Below are 19,759 nucleotides of genomic sequence, written 5' to 3' on the forward strand. Positions count from 1 at the left end.
CGATGAAGCTCATCACCTTCGACGGCGGCCGGGTCGGCCGTCTGGAACTCGAGGAAGGCGTCGTCATCGAGCTCGACGTGCCCTCCACCCGCGAGTACTTCGAGCGCAGCGGCCAGGTCACCGAGACCGGCGAGCGCCTCGCCTACGCGGACGTGACGCTCGAGGCGCCCATCCGCCCCAAGAAGTTCTTCCACACCGCGGGCAACTTCGCCGACCATCACAACGAGCTCGAAGCCGTCAATTGGTCGCACCCCGTGCACAAGGGCATCGTCTTCTTCCAGAACGTCGACGCGATCATCGGTCCGGACGACGACATCGTCTACCCCGATCACCTCACGAAGGAGATGGACTACGAGCTCGAGCTCGCCATCATCATCGGCAAGTCGGGCAAGTTCTTCGGCCCCGACGAGGCCGACGACTACATCGCCGGCTTCACCGTGTTCAACGACATCTCGGCGCGCGACATCCAGCGCAAGGAGATGGAGTCGGGCGTCTTCTCGTTCTCGAAGGCGATCGACACGTTCTGCCCGATCGGCCCGTGGATCGTCACGCGCGACGAGGTGCCCGACATGCACGAGCTGCCCATGCAGCTGCGTGTCAACGGCGAGGTGCGCCAGCAGGGCAACACCAACCAGACCCGCATCAGATTCCCGCACCTCGTGGCGTACCACTCGCCGCAGATCTACAGCGCGGGCGACATCATCACGACCGGCACCATCTCAGGCGTCGCGGCGATCCAGGACGACCCGTTCGACTTCTACCTCAAGCCGGGCGACCAGATCGAAGCTGAGATCACCGGCATCGGGACGCTTCGCAACCGGGTCATCTCGTGGGAGGACCGCTACGGCGAGCCCGCTCCGCAGCGGGTCGACTGGTGAAGCTGGCCAACCTCGGCGGGCGCGCCGTCCTCGTGACAGAGGACCGCGCGGTCGACGTGCACCGGGCTTCGGCGGGCCGGTTCGGTCCCGACCCGCAGTCGCTGTTCGACGACTGGGCGTCGTTCGCGCAGTGGGCCTCGACGGCGACGGATGCCACGCCCGAGGCATCCGTCACGCTCGACGTCGCGGCCCTCGGCGCCCCGGCGCCTTGCCCGCGGCAGGTGTTCGCGATCGGCCTGAACTATGCCGAGCACGCGGCGGAGGCGGGATACCCGCCGGATTCGATGCCGGTGACGTTCACGAAGTTCCCGTCGTCGATCGTGGGGCAGGATGCCGTGGTCGAGCTGCCCGAGGGCCACGTCGACTGGGAGGTCGAGCTCGTCGTGGTGATCGGGCGCGAGGCGCACCGGCTCGAGCGCGAGCAGGCCTGGGATCATGTCGCCGGCCTGACGATCGGGCAGGACCTGTCGGAGCGCATCACGCAGCTGCAGGGCACGGCGCCGCAGTTCAGCCTGGGCAAGTCGTTCCCCGGTTTCGGTCCGACGGGCCCATGGCTCGTCACACCGGACGAGTTCGCCGACCGCGACGACCTCGCGATCTCGTGCCGCCTCTCGGGTGAGAGCATGCAGTCCTCGCGGACGTCGATGATGCTCTACGACGTGCCCGAGCTGCTCGTGCGGCTCTCGGCGGTGTGCCGGCTGCTGCCCGGCGACATCATCTTCTCGGGCACGCCGGCGGGCATCGGCAACCGCCGCACGCCGCCGCGCTTCATCGGCCCGGACGACGTGCTCGTGAGCGAGATCGAGGGCATCGGCACGCTCACCACGCGCTTCACCGCCGGCGACCGACCCCTGGACCCATGACCCCCTACGGCCTGCGCGTCGACTACCTGCACGAGCCGATCGGCGTCGGCGCCCGCGAGCCCCGCTTCTCGTGGCTCGCCGACCACGTCCAGGACGCCTTCGAGCTGGAGGTGTCGACCGGTGGTCGGGTCGTCTGGGCGAGCGGCCCGGTGGACGGCCCGAACGGGGGACTCGTCGCCTACGCGGGGGAGCCGCTCGCCGCGAACAGCGCCTACCGGTGGCGCGTGCGCAGCCGGTCGCCCGAAGGCGGTTGGTCGGAGTGGGCGGCGTCGACGTTCGAGACGTCGCTCCTCGACCCCGCGGACTGGTCGGCGGCATGGGTCGAACCCGCGCAGCAGGAGGCCGTCATCGAACGGTGGAGCATCGTGGACTGGGTGCGCGGGCTCGGCCCCCACACATCGCCCGAAGAGCGGCTGCGACCGCCGCAGCTGCTCCGCCAGCGCTTCGACGTCGGCCCCGGCGTGACCAGGGCGCGACTGTTCGCCGCCGCGCGCGGGGTCTACTCGCCCTTCGTCAACGGCGCCCGCGCGGACGACCAGGTGCTCGCCCCGGGATACGACAGCTACGAGCACCGCATCTCGTTCCAGGCCTACGACGTCACCGCCGCGCTCACCGAGGGCGAGAATGTGCTCGGCGTCGCGCTGGCCGACGGCTGGTGGGCCGGCCGAATAGGTCTCACCGGCTCAAGTGCGCAGTTCGGCCGCCGCACCTCGGCGATCTGGCAACTGCACATCGACTATGCCGACAGCACGACGCAGGTCGTGGCATCCGGCTCCGACGTGCGCAGCGCGACAGGGCCTTGGGCGTACGCCGACCTGTTCGTGGGCGAGCGGTTCGACCGGCGTGCCGAGCCTGTCGGGTGGGATCGTCCCGGTTTCGACGACGGCGAATGGATGCCGGTGGCAGAGGTCGGCGCCGACCACCACGTGCTCGTGCCGTTCCGCGGCGAACCGATCCGCCGCGTGCGCGAGATGCCGGCGGTCTCGCTCGTCGACACCGATCAGGGCACCATCGTCGACTTCGGGCAGGTGCTCGTCGGCCGCGTGCGGCTGAGACTGCGGGAGTCGACGAACGGACAGCGGATCGAGCTCGAGCACACCGAGACGCTCGCCGCCGACGGCTCGTGGTTCGCGAACATCGTCGGCATCAACAAGGAGCAGACGGACGTCTTCGTCGCCGCCGGGGGACCCGACGAGTGGGAACCCGCGTTCACTTTCCACGGCTTCCGGTACGCGAGGATCAGCGGGCTGACCGCGCCGCTCGAGCCCGAAGACGTGGTGGCTGTGGTGCTCGCCAGCGATCTGGAGCAGACGGGCTCGTTCGTGTCCTCCGATCCCCGTCTGAACCGCCTGCACGAGAATGTGGTGTGGAGTCAGCGCGGCAATTTCCTGTCGGTGCCCACGGACTGCCCGCAGCGGGAGCGCGCCGGGTGGACCGGCGACATCCAGGCGTTCGTCGGCGCCGCGACGAACAACGCCCTGGTGCTGCCCTTCCTCGAGCGATGGCTCGACAATCTGCGTGCCGACCAGCTGCCCGACGGGCGGATCCCGATCTTCTCGCCGCGCTCGCCGTTCGACGCCGAGGCGGCGGACGCCGCGCAGGGCATCGGCTCGATCGTCGCGGCAGCCGGCTGGAGCGACGCCGTCGCGATCGTGCCGTGGACCCTCTACCAACGCACCGGCGATCGCCGCGTGCTCGACGAGAACGACGACGCGATGCTGCGGTGGGTCGAGTACCAGCGCGCGACCGCCGCGGCGCAGTTGCCCGAGGCGCTCGCCGGCGCCGGGCTGTCGGATGAGCGCCGGCGTGCGCAGGCGCTGCTCTACAACACCGGCCTGCACTTCGGCGACTGGCTGACCCCGAGCACGATGGAGGGCCGCCCGACGCACGAGGCGATCGGCGTCGCCCCGGCACTCACGAGCGAGTACCTCGCGCCGATGTTCCAGGCGCAGACGCTGACGATCGCCGGACAGGCGGCGGCGGCTCTCGGACGACCGGCGGATGCCGCGGCCTTCGCCGCACGGGCGGCCGAGGTGCGCGCCGCCTTCGCCTCCGAGTACATCGGCGCCGACGGCGACCTCCCCGTGCGGCTGCAGGGCGTCTACGTCGTCGCGCTCGCCTTCGACATGGTCCCGCCCGAGCTGCGTGCACGCACGGCGGCGCGGCTCGTGGAGTTCATCCGGGAGCGGGGGAACCGGCTCGACACCGGGTTCCTCTCCACGCCGTACCTGCTCGACGTGCTGTGCGACCACGGCTACGCCGACGTCGCGCGCACGCTGCTGTGGCAGTCCGATGCGCCGTCGTGGCTCTACGAGGTCGACCGCGGCGCGACGACGATCTGGGAGACGTGGGATGCGATCTCGCCGGACGGCGCCATCCGGCCCATGTCGTTCAATCACTATGCGCCGGGCTGCGTCGACGACTGGCTGTACCGCCGGGTCGCCGGCATCCGCTCCACCTCGCCCGGCTTCCGTACCGCGGTGATCGAGCCCGACTTCGATGCCGGGGTCGAGTGGGTGCGCGCGCACGTCGGCACGCCGTTCGGGCGGCTCGCGGTCGAGTGGACCCGCGCGGCGGGGGCGGGGACGACACGCGGAGGGGTCGTGGGCACCGTCACCGTCGACGTGCCGTTCGGCGTCACGGCGCACCTCGTCGCGGGTGGGGTCGACGTCGCGCTCACGCCGGGGCGCAGCACCCACGTGATCGAGCTCGGGGGATGGTGACACAGCCGGCGGATGTCGCCCCGTAGGTGCCGCGCCTCCTCCACAGGGCGGTCCTGCACCCAACACCTCAGCGCGCGCCGCCTCAGCGCACGCCCGCCTCAGCGCACCCCCCGCATGAGCCGAAGCACGGGCTTCACTGCGGCGAGCAGTGCGAGGCCCAGCACGATGGCGATGCCGCCGAGGATCGTGAAGTAGGGCACCTCGTCCTCGGGGTTGTAGAACTGGGCGAGCCAGCCGGCGATCGCGGTGCCCAGGGCGATGGACAGGAAGTACAGCGCGACCATCTGGGTGTGGAACCGCTCGGGTGCGAGCTTCGTCGTCACCGAGAGCCCGGGCGGCGAGATGAACAGCTCGGCGATGGTGAACACCAACAGGATCAGCACGATCGCCAGCAGCGGCGTCGAGTTCGGCGCGCCGTTCGCCCAGGGCAGGAACAGCAGGAACGCAACGCCCATGATCATCGCGCCGAGCGAGAACTTCATCGGCGCCGACGGCGCGCGATCGCCGAGCCTCGTCCAGATCGCGGCGAACACGCCGGAGAGGATGATCACGAACACCGGGTTGATCGAGTTGACCCACGACACCGGCATCTCCCACCCGAGGATCGTGCGGTCCAGCTGCTTGTCGGAGTAGATGGTCAGCACCGTGAACTGCTGCTGGTACAGCGACCAGAACCCGACGTTCACGACGAAGAGCGGGATGAACCCGATCACGCGCGACCGGTCGTCCGCGCCGATCGCACGCGAGGTGATGATGACCGAGAAGTAGGCGATCGCCGCCACGAGGGTGACGAGGATCACGATGCCCGCCAGGTTGTCGGCGCGGATCACCCCGGTGAGCACGAGAATGACGAGAACCAGGATGCCGGCGACCGCGACGCCGATCATGAGCCCGCGACGGTTCGCCGGCAGCGGGTTGGCGACGACGCGCGAGGACGCGGGGAGCTGCTTCCGCCCGAACGAGTACTGCGTCAGCCCGATCGCCATGCCGACCGCCGCGGCGCCGAACCCCCAGTGGAAGCCGACGCTGCTCTGCAGGAACCCGGTCACGATGGGCCCGAGGAACGCACCGAGGTTGATGCCCAGGTAGAACAGCGAGAAGCCGGCATCCCGGCGCGGGTCCTTCGCCGAGTAGAGCGTGCCGACGACGGCCGTCGCGTTCGCCTTCAGCCCGCCGGAGCCGACGGCGACCAGGATGAGGCCGACGCCGAGGCCCCACACGCTCGGCAGCAGCGCCAGCGCGATGTGGCCGGCCATGATGACCCAGGCGCTGAAGAAGAGCACGCGCTCCGAGCCGAGCAGGCGGTCCGCGACCCACGCTCCGAGGATCGTCGACAGGTACACCGTGCCGCCGTACGCGCCGACGATGCCCGTCGCCGTCGCCTCGGGAATGCCGAGCCCGCCCTCGGACACGGAGTAGTACATGTAGATGAGCAGGATGCCCTGCATGCCGTAGAAGCTGAACCGCTCCCACATCTCCACGCCGAAGATGTGCGCGAGCGCCCACGGCTGCCCGAAGAACCGGGAGTCGTGGTCGGCGCCGTCGTCGGCGGTCGTCGCCGCCGCGTCCGTTCCGCTGCGGGCCGCTGCCGTCCGCGACGCCGCGCCCGTATCGCCCGATGCCGCGCCCGTGTCGCCGGCGGCCGCGGTGGCGCCGTCGGGCGGGCCGACCGGGACCTGCTCAAGTCGGCTCTCGGCATCCCGTGCGCCGTCCCCGAGCCGTGCGCCCTCGCCGTCGTCGAACCCCTGATCGCGCTCGTCCATGAGCTCGCCTCGCTCCCGTCGCCCCCCCGGTTTCCCCGTCAGGGTAGCGGGCACCGCCCGCGCGCGGGAGGGGTGCTGCTCACTCCGGGAGGGACGGATGCCGCTCCTGCGGCGAGTGATGACGCGGGATGAACAGCGCCACGAGGAGGGCGACCACCGCGGCCGCGCCGCCGAGCAGGAAGGAGACCTGGAAAGCGGCGGGGCCGGGGACCGCCACGCCGTCGAGGTCGACCACGTAGGTGGCCAGCACCGCGCCGACGACGGCCGCGGCCGTGCTCGTGCCCAGCGAGCGGAACAGCGCGTTGAGGCCGTTCGACGCGCCCGTCTCGGACTGCGGCACGGAGCGCATGATGAGCATCGGCATCGCGGCATAGCCGAAGCCGATCCCGAATCCGATGCCGATGTTCGCGACGAGGATCTGCCACACCTCGCTCGCGAACAGGAGCGTGAACCCGTAGGTCAGCACGAGGGCGATGGCGCCGAGCACGAGGAGGAGCTTCGGCCCCATGGTGCGCGCAAGGCGCCCCGAGAACGGCGAGAGCACCATCATCACCAGGCCCGCCGGCATGACCACGAGGCTCGCGGCCACCAGCGACAGGCCGAAGCCGCCCACCGTGGCGGGCAGCTCGAGCATCTGCGGATAGACGACGTTCGACGCGAACAGCGAGAAGCCGAAGGCGATGGACGTGATGTTCGTCAGCAGCACCGGCCGACGCGCGGCCACGCGCAGATCCAGGAGCGGCTCGGCGATGCGCAGCTCGTACCAGCCCCACACCAGCAGCACCAGGAGGCCGCCGAGACCGCTGACCAGCGTGGCGGGCGACGTCCAGCCCCACTCGTTGCCGCGCGAGATCGCGAGCAGCACGCCCAGCAGGCCCACCGCGAGCCCGGCGGTGCCCACATAGTCGAACCGCCCACCCGTGCGCAGCGCGCTGACGGGCACGATCCACAGCACGAGCGCGAACACGACGGCGCCGAGCGCGGCCGAGACCCAGAACAGCACGTGCCAGTCGCTGCGCTCGGTGATGAGCGCGCTGATCGGGAGGCCGAGCGCGCCGCCGACGCCGAGCGTCGCGCTGATGAGCGCGATGGCCGAGTCCACCCGGTCCTCGTGCAGCACGTCGCGCAGGATCGAGATGCCGAGCGGGACGACGCCGGTGACCGCTCCCTGGAGCGTGCGCCCGATGATCACGCCGATGATGCCGGTGGATGCCGCGGCGATGACCGAGCCGACCACCAGCAGCGCCAGGAGCACGAGCACGATGCGGCGCTTGCCGTACATGTCGCCCAGGCGCCCCGCGATCGGGGTCATCACCGCGGCCGCCAGCAGCGTCGAGGTCACGACCCACGCAGTGTCCTCGCGGCTGGCGTCGAGCAGCTCGGGCAGCTTGGACTGGATCGGCACGACCAGCGTGAACATGAACGACGAGGCCAGGCCGGCGATCGCCAGGACCGCCACGATCGCGCCCTGGCGAGGCATCCGGGTGAGTCGGCTTCTCGCGTCCTCATCACCCGTGTGCATCAGTTCAGGCTATCGGCGCTCGGGCGGGCGGGCTCCGCGGGTGCAGACTGAGGGCATGGCCCCCACCGTGCCGCCGCCGGGCATCGACATCATCCCCCTCGACACCGTCGAGCAGGTCCACCTCGCCGCGCAGGTGCTGGCCGAGGTGTGGGGCGGCGACCCGGGCGGCATGCCGCCGAATCTGCTGCGCGCCCTCGCCCACTCCGGCAACTACGCGGTCGGCGTCTACGACGGGGAGCAGATGGTGGGGGCATCCGTCGCATTCTTCGGCGACCCCTCCTCGCGTTCGATGCACAGCCACATCACCGGGGTGCTTCCCGGTCGCCAGGCGCGTGGCGTCGGCCGTGTGATCAAGCAGCACCAGCGGGAGTGGGCGCTCGCCCGCGGCGTCGGCCACATCACCTGGACGTTCGACCCGCTCGTCGCCCGCAACGCGCACTTCAACCTGCGCGTGCTCGGTACCCGCGCGACCGAGTACCTCGTGAACCACTACGGCGCGATGGACGACGGGGTCAACCGGGGCGACCAGACCGACCGCATCATGGTGTCGTGGGCGCTCGCCGCGCCGCCGGTGCCGACGCCCGGCGACGACCGCGTGGTCGCGTCCGTCGAGATCCCGCGCGACATCGAGACGATGCGGCGGAACGCGCCGGCGGATGCCGCGGCCTGGCGTCTGCGCGTGCGCGAGCAGCTCACCCGGCACCTGGCCGAGGGTTTCGTGATCGGCGGCTTCGACGACGCGCGCGGCTACCTGCTGGTGCGCCGCTGACGCGTGGCGCGCGCGGCGCTACTCGCCCGGGTCCTTCGTCGGGTCGCCCGGCCGCACGTCGGCGTCGTCGCGGATGTCGATGCGGGTGACGCCGTCGCGGTGCGTCACGTCGATCCGCGGATCGGCGTCGGACTCCACCGCGTTCGGCGCCGACGTCAGCTGATCGCGGCGCTTCTCCTCGTCCGTCATGCCGGTGCCGTCCGTCGCCCGGCCGCTGTCCTGCGCCATGCTCATCCCTTCCGCCACTCGTCGCTCTTCAGGTGCGAGCCCGCCTGGGGCCCCATCTGCAGCATCCCGCCGTCGACCGTCCAGCTCGCGCCCGTCACGTAGCTCGCCGCGGGCGACGCCAGGAACGCGACGACCGCCGCGATCTCCTCCGGCTTGCCGGGCCGCCCGAGCGGTATGCCCGGGCGGTGCGTGCGCTCGGCGTCCTCCGGGTCCTGGTCGGTCAGCGGCGTCGCGATCTCGCCCGGTGCGACGGCATTCGCGGTGATGGCGTGCTCGCCGAGCTCCTGCGCCATCGTCTCGATGAGGCCGCCCAGGCCGTGCTTGGCGGCGACGTAGGCGGCCGAGCCCACCCGGGGCTGCGTCTCGTGCACGCTCGTGATGGCGATGAGGCGCCCGCCCTGCCCGGCACGCACCATGTGCCGCGCCGCCGCCTGGAGCGCGGCGAAGGCGCCGTCGAGGTTCAGCGCGACGACCTGCCGCCAGTCCTCGATCGACACCTCGAGGAACGGGCCGCCGGAGCCGCCGCCGGCGTTGTTCACGAAGACGTCCAGCCCGCCGAGCCGCTCGACGAGCCCGTCGATCGCCGGCGCGACGCCGTCCAGGTCGGTGGCGTCGAACCGCGCCACCTCCGCGGTGCGGCCCCGCTCGCGGACGGCATCGGCGGTTCGCTGGGCGCCCTCCTCGTCGCTGTGCCAGGTGATGCCGACATCGAGGCCGGCCTCGGCGAGGGCGATGGCCGTCGCCTGCCCGATGCCCGAGTCCGAGGCGGTCACGATCGCGCGGCGCGGGGAGAAGTCGAAGGTCTGCATGGGCTCGAGGCTACGAGCGCGCTCTCAGCGGTGGCACGGGGTTGCGCTCGCGGCGCCCCGGGGCTACGCGACGCCGCCGGCGGCCCCGTCGAGGACGGCCGGAGGAAGGAGGAGAGATCGGCGGGAATCGTCCGCTGCTTCGCGTTTTTCCTCCGGTCGACCGCGGGTGATCCTGTCTAGGCTGACCGGCATGCCGACCTCGCCTGCGCAGTATCGCGCGCACTTCGACTTCGATATCCGCTTCGCCAACGGCGGTGCGCTGTCCGGCACGGGATTCCGGCTGGATCTGCCGTCGGCCGACGTCGCCGACGACGAGGTGGCGCGCCTCCTCGTCATCCACCTCGGCCTCGCCCTCGTCGACGAGGTCGAGCTGCGGGCCCTGCGGGTGGTCGAGGAGCCGCACCGCGGCAGCCGCGGCGTCGACGCCGGAGCGACTGCGACGCAGGGCGCGACCCGCGTCGTGGACCTCAGCCACCCGATCCGCGCCGGGCTCGTCACGTACCCCGGGCTGCCGGCGCCGACCATCACGCCGCATCTCACCCGCGAGGACTCCCGCGCCCGCTACGCGCCCGGCACCGAGTTCGCGATGGACGTCATCACGATGATCGGCAACACCGGCACCTACCTCGACTCGCCGTACCACCGCTACGCCGAGGGCAGCGACCTCGCTGGGCTCGACCTCTCGACACTGGTGGGGCTGCGCGCCGAGGTGTTCCACCTCGAGGACGCGTGGGATGCCGCGCGCCGAGGCATCCGCTCCACCACCCTCGCCGATCGCGACGTGCGCGGAGCCGCCGTGCTCCTGCACACCGGCTGGGACCGCTGGTTCGGGCTGCCGGAGTACGGCGCCGGCGCGCCGTTCCTCACCGGCGAGGCCGCGCAGTGGCTGATCGACGCCGGGGCCGTGCTGGTCGGCATCGACTCGGTCAACATCGACGACGCCGACCCTGCGACGGGTGCGGGAGGAGGCGAGCGCCCCGCCCACTCGCTGCTCCTCGGTGCGGGGGTGCACGTCGTCGAGCACCTCACCAACCTCGGATCCCTGCCCGCGCGGGGTGCGCGCTTCACCGCCGCCCCGCCTGCCGTCGCGGGCTTCGGCACGTTCCCGGTGCGGGCCTTCGCCGAGGTCCCCGCCTGACGCACCTCCCTGCCTGACGGGCGTCCCTGGGTGCCGTAAGAGGGACGTATCAGCGCGAGGCTCCGCCGCTCTTCTCAGGCGAACGAGGAGAAGCCATGCGCGAGCACATCGAGACCCTGATCGTCGCCCTGACCGACACCATGCGCGGCCAGGCGCAGCACACCGCCCCCCGCGAGCCCCGCCGGCGCCGGCCGCGCATCGCCCGCTCGACGTACGTGCCGGTGCGTCGCGACGTCGTGCCGCAGCGCTTCGCCCACTGACCCGCCACGCCCGGTCTCCAGGCCGAGGCACTGCTCGGGCCCGGGCGTACGCTGAGCGCATGCCCATCGCCACCCCGGCGGCATCCGTCGCCCTGCAAGGCTTCGAGCTGCGCGTGCTGCACGTGCCGCTGGTCGCCCCGTTCACGACGTCGTTCGGCACCGAGACGGTGCGCGAGGTCATCGTCGTCCGTGCGCTGACCTCTGACGGCGAGGGCTGGGGTGAGATCGTGACGCAGTCCGACCCGCTCTACTCGAGCGAGTACACGCAGGGCGCGTGGGACGTCTCGCTGCGCTTCCTCGTGCCGGCTCTGCTGGACCGCCACCTCATCGCCCCGCACGAGATCGCGGGCGCGCTCGAGCCGTTCAAGGGGCACCGCATGGCGAAGGCGGGCCTCGAGCTCGCCGTGCTCGACGCGGCCCTGCGCGCCGAGGGGCGCAGCTTCGGCGCATACGTCGGCGCCGTGCGCGACCGCGTGCCGAGCGGGGTGTCCGTCGGCATCCAGCGCGACCCGGCCGCGCTCGTCGACACCGTGCGCGGCTACCTCGACGAGGGGTACGTGCGCATCAAGATCAAGATCAAGCCCGGCCGCGACGTGGCCGACACGGCGGCCGTGCGCGACGCGTTCGGCGGCATCCCGCTGCAGGTCGACGCGAACTCCGCCTACACGATGGCGGATGCCGACACCCTGGCGGAGCTGGACCGCTTCGACCTGCTCCTCATCGAGCAGCCGCTGCAGGAGGACGACCTCGTCGACCACGCCACGCTCGCGCGGCGCCTGCGCACGCCGGTGTGCCTGGACGAGTCGATTGTGTCGGACAAGGCCGCAGCCGACGCGCTCGCGCTGGGCTCGGCATCCGTCATCAACATCAAGGCGGGCCGCGTCGGTGGATATCTCGAGGCGGTGCGCATCCACGACCGCTGCCTCGCCGCCGGCGTCCCGGTGTGGTGCGGGGGCATGCTCGAGACGGGCATCGGCCGCGCGGCCAACGCCGCGCTCGCCGCCCTCCCCGGGTTCACGCTGCCCGGCGACGTCTCGGCGTCGGACCGCTTCTACCGCCGCGACATCGTCACCGAGCCGGCCGTCCTGGAGGACGGGCACGTGCGGGTGCCCACCGGCCACGGGCTCGGCGTCGAGATCGACCCGGTCGCCTTCGACGACTTCACCGTCGCGCGCGAGACGCTGACCCGGTAGCCGGGCGCAGATCCGGCCATGCGCGCGCAGCGGCGTACCGTTCGCACGACGGAAGGGCGACGGAGGCCCCGACACGCCGCCGCACCGGGGCGAGGGCCGGGATCGGTCCTGCGAACGGTACGGCCGGCGGTCGAGAGGCCAGGCCGACGCGGGCGGATCGGCGCGGTTGTCGCGGGGATTCTGCTGCTCGCCGGCTGCACGCCGACACCGGCGCCGTCGGCCACGCCGAGCCTGCCCGCCGGGGTGACCGTCGAGCTGCACCAGCTGCGCTCCGACGTCGGACCGCGACAGGCCCAGGTGCGGGTGGCGAACGCGTCCGATGCCGCGGTCACCGTCGGTGCCGTGCGCGTCGAAGACCCGCGGTTCGAGGGCCCGGTCACCCGCGTGATCGAGGGTCGCGTCAGCACGATCCCCGCGGGCGGCGCGGCCGACATCCGCGTCCAGCTGCCTCCCGTCGAGTGCTCCGTGCCCGACGACGCCGAGGCCGAGGCCGTGCTCGAGATCGTCGGCGACGACGGCAGCGCCGAGATGACGGCGTCCGCTCCCGATCCGCTCGGGTTCGTCGCGGCGCTGCACGCGCGCGAGTGCCTGCTCGAGCGGGTGACGGATGCCGCCTCCCTCGCCTTCACCGGGTTCACGCCGTCGCCCCCCGGCGAGCCGGCCGCCCTGGAGCTGACCGTCGCGCCCACCGGGGATGCCGCGGCGACCCTCGTCGGCATCGAGCGGACGAACCTGCTCGGCTTCGCGGGACTCCCGCCCGAGGCGGACCTGTACCCGCTGCAGCGCGAGATCGCCGCGGCGGAGGCGGAGCCCTCGGTCGTCTCCCTTCCGCTGACACCGACCCGCTGCGACCCGCACGCCGTGCAGGAGGACAAGCGCGGGACGATCTTCGGCGTCCGCGTCGCCGTCGACGGCGAGGCGGGCGAGGTCGAGCTCTTCGTCGGCGAGGACATGCGGGGCAGGATCCTGTCGTGGGTCGCCTCCTGGTGCGGCTTCGCCGGCTGACCATCGCCGCGCGCCCCGCGCCGAGCGACCCGAAGTCAGCGCCACGAACGGCGAGCGGCCGGCCGCCCGAGGGCGACCGGCCGCGTCCGGCGCTGGTCGGGCTACCGCACCGTCACCGTGATCGCCTTGGAGCTGGTGGCCCCGGCGGCGTTGGCGAACTCCGCCACGTAGGTGTACGTGCCGGGCGCGCGTCCCGCGATCGCGGTCCGGGCCTGCTGCGCGTTCGGGGATGCCGCCTCGAGCGCCTGCTCGTCGATCAGCACGCCGTTCTCGTACAGCCGGTAGCTCGTGCCGTTGGTGCCCCACCACAGGTTCGCGGTGACGGTGTAGTTCCCGTCCTTGTCGCGGTTGTCGTGCGAGAGGACGGGCACCGCGGGAGCGGCATCCGCCACCTTCACGGTGACCGACGACGTCGCCGTGGCGCCTGCGGCGTTGATCAGCTCACCCGTGTACACGTACGTGCCGTTGGGCTTGCCGCTCACGTCGACGGTCGACACCTGCGCGTTCGGCGAGTCGGCGTCCAGCAGCGTCGTCGAGATCAGCGCGCCGTTCTCGTACAGCCTGTACACCGCGCCGTTCACCCCGTGCCACAGATTCATCGACACCGTGAAGGTCCCGTCGTGGAGACCGTCGTCCCAGCCGGAGTTCGTCGACAGGATGCCGCGGCCCGGCGCCGCGGTCGGACCTTCGTCGTCGAACACGAGCAGCTGCGCCGACGCCTGGGTGACCAGGCCGTCGTGGTTCACGGCGTTGACCGTGAGCGTGTGGGTTCCCACCAGCCCGTCGAGCTCGATGACCTGGCCAGGGGCCACCGGCTCGCCGTCGAACGCGATGTCGAGGTTGCGCACGCCCGACTCCGGGTCGTCCGCGGTCACCTCCACCGTGAGGGCCGCCGTGCTCGCCAGCAGCGTGCCGTCGGCGGGCAGCCCGCTCACCACCGGGGCGGTGGTGTCGGTCGCCCCCGAGGGGTCGCCCGTCACCGCGATGCGCGGTGCCGGCGGCTGCTCCATGCCGTCGCCGAGGAAGAAGCTCGTCTGCGGCGGCTGGTTGTAGCCGGTGTTCTGCCACGCCACCGACAGGCGGTAGACCGGGTCGTGCATCAGCGTGCGGATACGCAGGTCGGTCTCGTCCGTCGTGGAGTAGATGCGCAGCTCGGTCGAATCGGCCGACCGCCACGCGATCTCCTCGCGCCAGTCGCCGAAGAGGTCGGCCTGCACGTTGGGCGTGCCCTTGGTGTCGTTGTTCGACAGGGCGCCCTCGGCGCGCAGGATCACCTCCGACGACTGCGACTCCGCGTCCCACTTCGACACGGTCGGCACGCCGGTGCGCGGCCCGTCGTCGAACTCGTGGTCGACGATCTCGCGCAGCGGGTCGCCGTCGAACCAGGCGAGGAAGTTCGCCGCCGGGATCGCACTGCCGATGCGCTCGCCGTCCGCCGACATGAGGTACCCCGCGCGCGAGTTCCACGCGGCGTCGCCGCCGACCGCCCAGCCCTCGGCACCCTCGTAGCGGGGGTCGATGTCGCCGGAGGCGGCACGGCCGGTGTCGCGGTCCGCCGGGATGTCCCAGAGGATCTCGCCGGTGCGCGCGTCGCGCATGGTCGCGCCGCGGTTCTGCGACGAGCTCATGTCCTCGTGCGCCGCGAAGACCTCCAGGCCCGGGCGGGACGGGACGAGGTCCGACACGTGCAGCGCGTCGCCGTGGCCGAGCCCCGTCGCGTACAGCACCTCGCCGTCGTCGTCGATCGTCGCCGAGCCGAAGACGATCTCGTCCTTGGCGTCGCCGTCGACATCGGCCACCGACAGGTTGTGGTTGCCCTCGCCGTACAGTCCCTCGTTGCCCTCGTCGTTCGAGTCGAGCACCCACCGCTCGGTGAGTTGCTCGCCGTCGAAGTCGTAGGCGGCGACGACGGCGCGCGTGTAGTACCCGCGGCTGAACACCGCACTCGGGTGCTCGCCGTCGAGGTAGGCGGTGCCCGCCAGGAACCGGTCGACCCGGTTGCCGTACGTGTCGCCCCACGCCCCGACGTCGCCTCGGGCCGGCACGTAGTCCACCGTGTCGATGGCGGCACCGGTGGCGCCGTCGAAGACCGTGAGGTACTCCGGTCCGGTCAGCACGTAGCCCGAGCTGTTGCGGTGGTCGGCGCCGGCGTTGCCGATCGGCTGACCGGTGCCGTCGATCGTGCCGTCGGCGGTCTTCATGATGACCTCGGCGCGGCCGTTGCCGTCGTAGTCGTACACCTGGAACTGCGTGTAGTGGGCGCCTGCCCGGATGTTCACCCCGAGGTCGATCCGCCACAGCCGCGTGCCGTCGAGGCGGTAGACGTCGAGGTAGACGTTCCCGGTGTACCCGCCGGACGAGTTGTCCTTCGAGTTCGTGGGATCCCACTTCACGAACAGCTCGTACTGACCGTCGCCGTCGACATCGCCGACGCTGACGTCGTTCGCGCGGTAGCCGTACGGCTGGCCGTCCTTGGAGTAGGCGTCCGCCGGCTTGTCCAGCGGCACCGAGCGGTATGCACCGGTCTGCACCGTGAACTCGTCGGTGTCGGTGACCTCCACGCCGTCCAGCACCTTCGTGACGAAGTAGACGGATGCCTCGTCCCCGGCCTCGTCCAGGAAGTTGGTCGAGTCGGTGATCGGCGTCGTGGTGACCCGCGCGCCGTCACGGTAGACGTGGAACGCCACGCTGTCGGGGTCGGTGCCGAGCATGCGCCACGACACCAGGTTGCCGGCATCCGTCGCCACCGCCGCGGGAGCGCGATCGAGGTACTCCGCCTGCCGCTGCAGCACCGTCACGGCCTCCGTCTTCAGCTGTGCCGACGCCGCACCGGCGCCGCCCGCGTTCACCGGGACCACCGTGTAGAAGTACGGGATCGTGGTGAGCACCTCGCCGTCGGTGAACCGGCTCGTATCGGCCACGCCGATCAGTTCGCCGCGCTCGCCCTCCACTTCGGAGCGGAACACCAGGTAGTACAGCGCGCCCAGCGGCTGCGCCCACGAGAGCTCCACCGAGTTCTTCTCGATGCCCTCGACGGTCAGCCCGTCCGGTGCGGCCGGCGGCGTCACCTCCGGGTCGACGAAGGACACCTCGGCGGTCGCCGACGGCACCGACTCGAGCTTCGTCTGGTCGATCGCGGTGACGTGGTACTCGTAGTCCAGACCCACGCGGGCTGTCGTGTCGACGTACGCGGGCTCGTCGACCGCGGCGATCCGCACCGGCTTCGCGTCGAACGGGGACTGACGGTAGACGTTCCAGGTGAGGTCCGGCTCGGCATCCCACGCCAGCGAGACGCTGGGCGCGGCCGGGTCGGCGTCGACGTCGGTGACCTCGAGCCCCACCGGACCCAGCAGGATCGGCGTGATCTCCAGGCCGTTGAGACGTGTGCCCGACGCTGCGCCGTAGGCCTCGACGTTCAGCTGACCGTCGGTGACGAGGAACGGTCCGCGCAGCGTGGCGTTGACCGAGGCGCGGCCGGCGTTGCCCGAACCTGCGTCCCTTCCTTCGATGCGGAAGCTCGTCCGGCTCGAGCCGATCCAGTCGCCCGAGTACGTCTTCACCGAGTACGTGCCGTTGGGCACGTCCAGCGCGAAGGTCGAGCTGTCGCCGGGGAGCACGAAGTCGCGCACGAGGTCGTTCGAGCCCTCGGCCGCGCCGCGATCGCGCCCGGCGTTCGCCGGCAGGACGCCGAGGAAGCCGTAGCCGCGCTCGGTCGTGTACGTGAGGTCGGGAGTGACCTCGGTGTAGCCGGCCATGAGCGGGTTGCCCGCGAGCTGGAAGTCGTACTTGTACAGCGCCTGCTTCGTGGTGAAGGTCACCACGGCGCTCGGCTCGGAGTCGCCCCGGCCGTTGACCGCGACGACGCGGTACCGGTAGGCGGTGCCCTCCGCGAGACCCTGCACGATCGAGCTCGTCTGGGTCACCATGCCGACGAGGGCCCACTCCGGATCGGGGTCGGCGACGGCCTGACGGTGGATCTTGTAGATGTCCGCCGTCGGCGAGGCATCCCACTGCAGCGTCGCCCCGCCGTTGCTGATCGCACCCGCGACGAGATTCTGCGGCGCCGGCGGCACCTCGGCGGGCGGCTCGATGTCGGAGACCTTGGCCGCGAGCGGGGTGTCGAGGCCGGCGACGTCCTGCGCGACCAGGCGGGCCATCTGGATGGCGCCGTACTCCTGGAAGTGCGTGTCGTCGACGGTCCCAGCGGGACGGTTGGGGAACACGCCGGGGTCGACGTGGAGGAAGACCGCCTTGGCCGCCTCCGGGCCGATCTCGTCGAGGTAGGCCCGGCTGGAGGCCGACAGGTCGACCAGCGGCACGTCCTCCTCGACCGCGAGCTCGGTCATCTTCGCCACGTACTCCGGGAAGCTGACGTTGAAGAGGCCGGTCGCGGGGTCGAAGCTGCGCCGCGACACCGGCGTGACGAGGATCGGGGTCGCACCGCGCTGCCGTGCGCCCTCCACGTAGACGCGCAGATACTCCTTGTAGTCCTCAGGGCTCGCGTAGCGGTCGTCGACGCCCTGGGTGGCGTCGTTGTGCCCGAACTGCACGAACAGGTAGTCGCCGGGACGGATGCTGCGCAGCACCTCGTCGAGGCGGCCCTGCGTGAGGAAGTTCTTCGACGAGCGGCCGCCGATCGCGTGGTTGGCGACGGCGATGTCGTCGGCGAGGAACCGATCGAGCATCTGCCCCCACCCCGCCTGCGGCGCGTAGGCGATCGGGTCGTAGGTCTGCACGGTCGAGTCGCCCGTGAGGTACGCCGTCGTGATGGCGCCCGCGACGCGCTCGGGCAGTCGCGTGATGGTGAGGGCGTTGACGGATGCCGCGTCCCCGCCGAACTGCAGGGTGAGGCGGCCGTCGACCAGGGCGATCGGGAACGCCATCTGCAGGTACGAGCCCGCGCCCTGCGGGTTGGACTGCACCTTCGCGATCGACTCCGCCGTCATCGTGGTGGTCGTCGGGCTCTCCTCGTCGCCCGCCACCAGCTGCACGGAGTAGTCGCCGGCGCCGAGATCCACCTCGAAGGTCGCCCCCGCGACGGCGACGAAGTCGCTGCGCAGGGCGTCGTCGGTGCCGCGGTCGACGTCGGGCGTCTCGGCGGCGGGGGCCGTCGAGAAGCCGTAGCCCCACTCGTCGCTGAACGCGGTCGACGAGGTGACGCCGAGCGCTCCCTCGGCCACCGCGCCGGGGCCGAAGTCGAAGGTGACGACGTCGCTCTCGGGGAGCGGGGCGGGCGCGACGTAGGCGGGCGCGATGACGACCGCCGACGCGGGGGAGGCCCCAGCCAGATTGCGGGCCGTCACGCGGTAGGACCATTCCGCCGAGGTGTCGACGGTGTCGGTGTGCCCGGGTGTCGTCAGCGTGGCGATCTCGGCGAAGACGCCGTCGGCGCCGGCGCGCTCGACGACGTACTCGTCGCCGTTGGCCACCGCCGACCAGGTCAGGACGACGGCTTCCCGCGTCACCTGCGAGACCGCGAGGTCGCTCGGGGCCTCGGGCGCGACGAGCGCGGGGATCACGCCGCTGCGCACCTCGGCGGTCCGCTCCGAGGTGCGGTCGTACGCGCTCACGGCGACCACCGCATACGCGTACGAGGCGCCCTCGACGACAGAGGTGTCGGAGTACGAGGGCGCCGTGGTCTCGGCGATCTGGGAGAACTCGCCGGTGGTGTCGCCGACGACGTCGGCACGGAGCACCTGATAGGTCGCGGCGCCGTCCGCGGGCGACCACGCGAGGTCGACGCCGTTCCAGGCGACCCGCGTTGTGGCGAGGTCCGCGGGGGCGTCGGGCACGACCGGCGCGACGACGAGGCCGTTGACGTACGCGCCGAGCCCGCTGCCGGTGAAGCCCACGGTGAGCTGGCCGTCTTCGACCGTGGTGCGGAACGTCTCCGTCGTGGTCGCCGCGCCGCCGGTGATCAGACGGGTCTGGACGATCCCCTCGAGCGACATCGTCGCGTTGGTGCCCGAGGTCCCCGTCAGGGCGTCGCCGATCGTGAGGGTCACGTCGTACTCGCCGACCGGCACGCCGTCGAGGAGGAATCCCCAGTTCGTCCCGGCGACGAAGTCCTCGGCGACGGGATCGGCCGGCGTGCGATTGCCCGTGCGGTCGCGGTCGAAGAGCGTGGCGCCGTCGGGCACAGTGATGCCCCACCCCGCTTCCGCCGTGTGGAGCGACGTGGTGAGCACCTGCTGCCAGCCGTCCGCCACGGGGCTCGACGCGGTGCCGAAGTCGAAGCGCCACGCTCCGTCCTCGGCGGGGGCGAGGGACGCGGCGGCCGGGGTCGCGGTGAGCAGGGCCGCGACGACGGCGGTGGCGCCGGCGATCGCGGCGAGGCGGAGCCCGTGGCGGGGAGCCCGGGGCATGGGGGCGTGGTCAGCGGGTCGCTGCGCGCCGTCGGCGCGTGCGGACACGTGGGGCACGGTTCCTCCTGTTGTCAGCATCGGCAAAGGATGACGGCGGCGGACGCGACATCGCGACAGCCGTCGACGTGAACCGGGCGCGTACGGACTCGAGCCCTGTCCGGTCGGGCCGGGGTGGGGATACTCCGGTCCGATTTGTTGTCGGCTCCGACGGAAAGCGTATTCCGATGGAAGCCGCTGGCAGTC

Annotated in this window: 13 protein-coding genes; 8 read left to right on the forward strand and 5 right to left on the reverse strand. The window is 71.8% G+C overall.

What is annotated here, in order from left to right:
- Positions 1–2: 2 nt before the first annotated feature.
- Genes V6R91_RS04295 through V6R91_RS04305 form a run of 3 tightly spaced genes read left to right on the forward strand, consistent with a single transcriptional unit; the run spans position 3 to position 4,464 of the window.
- Positions 3–878: a fumarylacetoacetate hydrolase family protein gene (locus V6R91_RS04295; protein ID WP_336394345.1), complete on the forward strand. Its 876-nt coding sequence runs from the start codon at positions 3–5 to the stop codon at positions 876–878.
- Positions 875–1,741, forward strand: a complete 867-nt coding sequence (locus tag V6R91_RS04300) for a fumarylacetoacetate hydrolase family protein (protein ID WP_336394346.1) — start codon at positions 875–877, stop codon at positions 1,739–1,741. The genes V6R91_RS04295 and V6R91_RS04300 overlap by 4 nt, the downstream gene beginning before the upstream one ends.
- Positions 1,738–4,464, forward strand: a complete 2,727-nt coding sequence (locus V6R91_RS04305) for a family 78 glycoside hydrolase catalytic domain (protein ID WP_336394347.1) — start codon at positions 1,738–1,740, stop codon at positions 4,462–4,464. Before V6R91_RS04300 ends, V6R91_RS04305 begins: the two co-directional genes overlap by 4 nt.
- 98 nt (positions 4,465–4,562) lie before the next feature.
- Here the strand turns inward: V6R91_RS04305 and V6R91_RS04310 are convergent, their stop codons facing one another.
- Together V6R91_RS04310 and V6R91_RS04315 are read right to left on the reverse strand one after the other, a co-directional pair.
- Positions 4,563–6,227, reverse strand: coding sequence for a peptide MFS transporter (locus V6R91_RS04310; RefSeq protein WP_336394348.1), 1,665 nt, complete (start codon positions 6,225–6,227; stop codon positions 4,563–4,565).
- A 79-nt stretch (positions 6,228–6,306) separates the two neighbouring features.
- Positions 6,307–7,707, reverse strand: a complete 1,401-nt coding sequence (locus tag V6R91_RS04315) for an MFS transporter (protein WP_336395040.1) — start codon at positions 7,705–7,707, stop codon at positions 6,307–6,309.
- 97 nt (positions 7,708–7,804) lie between these two features.
- Here V6R91_RS04315 and V6R91_RS04320 point away from each other — a divergent pair, with 97 nt between their 5' ends.
- On the forward strand, positions 7,805–8,518 hold the full coding sequence (locus V6R91_RS04320; protein ID WP_336394349.1) for a GNAT family N-acetyltransferase: 714 nt from the start codon (positions 7,805–7,807) through the stop codon (positions 8,516–8,518).
- An 18-nt stretch (positions 8,519–8,536) separates the two neighbouring features.
- On the opposite strand, the gene V6R91_RS04325 is transcribed toward V6R91_RS04320, so the two are convergent.
- Both V6R91_RS04325 and V6R91_RS04330 read right to left on the reverse strand, forming a co-directional pair.
- Positions 8,537–8,746, reverse strand: a complete 210-nt coding sequence (locus V6R91_RS04325) for a hypothetical protein (protein ID WP_336394350.1) — start codon at positions 8,744–8,746, stop codon at positions 8,537–8,539.
- A 2-nt stretch (positions 8,747–8,748) separates the two neighbouring features.
- Positions 8,749–9,555 carry an SDR family oxidoreductase gene (locus tag V6R91_RS04330; protein ID WP_336394351.1) on the reverse strand — a complete coding sequence of 269 codons (807 nt, stop codon included), beginning with the start codon at positions 9,553–9,555 and terminating at the stop codon, positions 8,749–8,751.
- A 190-nt stretch (positions 9,556–9,745) separates the two neighbouring features.
- Here V6R91_RS04330 and V6R91_RS04335 point away from each other — a divergent pair, with 190 nt between their 5' ends.
- The 4 genes from V6R91_RS04335 to V6R91_RS04350 all read left to right on the forward strand — a co-directional run bounded on the left by V6R91_RS04335 (position 9,746) and on the right by V6R91_RS04350 (position 13,151).
- Complete coding sequence (locus V6R91_RS04335; RefSeq protein ID WP_336394352.1) at positions 9,746–10,693, forward strand: cyclase family protein; 948 nt, start codon at positions 9,746–9,748, stop codon at positions 10,691–10,693.
- A gap of 95 nt (positions 10,694–10,788) precedes the next feature.
- Positions 10,789–10,953: a hypothetical protein gene (locus tag V6R91_RS04340; RefSeq protein ID WP_336394353.1), complete on the forward strand. Its 165-nt coding sequence runs from the start codon at positions 10,789–10,791 to the stop codon at positions 10,951–10,953.
- A gap of 59 nt (positions 10,954–11,012) precedes the next feature.
- Positions 11,013–12,146 carry an o-succinylbenzoate synthase gene (gene menC, locus V6R91_RS04345; protein WP_336394354.1) on the forward strand — a complete coding sequence of 378 codons (1,134 nt, stop codon included), beginning with the start codon at positions 11,013–11,015 and terminating at the stop codon, positions 12,144–12,146.
- Between the two features lie 243 nt (positions 12,147–12,389).
- Positions 12,390–13,151: a hypothetical protein gene (locus V6R91_RS04350; protein ID WP_336394355.1), complete on the forward strand. Its 762-nt coding sequence runs from the start codon at positions 12,390–12,392 to the stop codon at positions 13,149–13,151.
- A gap of 101 nt (positions 13,152–13,252) precedes the next feature.
- Here the strand turns inward: V6R91_RS04350 and V6R91_RS04355 are convergent, their stop codons facing one another.
- Positions 13,253–19,564, reverse strand: coding sequence for a rhamnogalacturonan lyase family protein (locus V6R91_RS04355; RefSeq protein WP_336395041.1), 6,312 nt, complete (start codon positions 19,562–19,564; stop codon positions 13,253–13,255).
- Between the last annotated feature and the right edge of the window lie 195 nt (positions 19,565–19,759).

Source organism: Microbacterium sp. CCNWLW41, assembly GCF_037083505.1.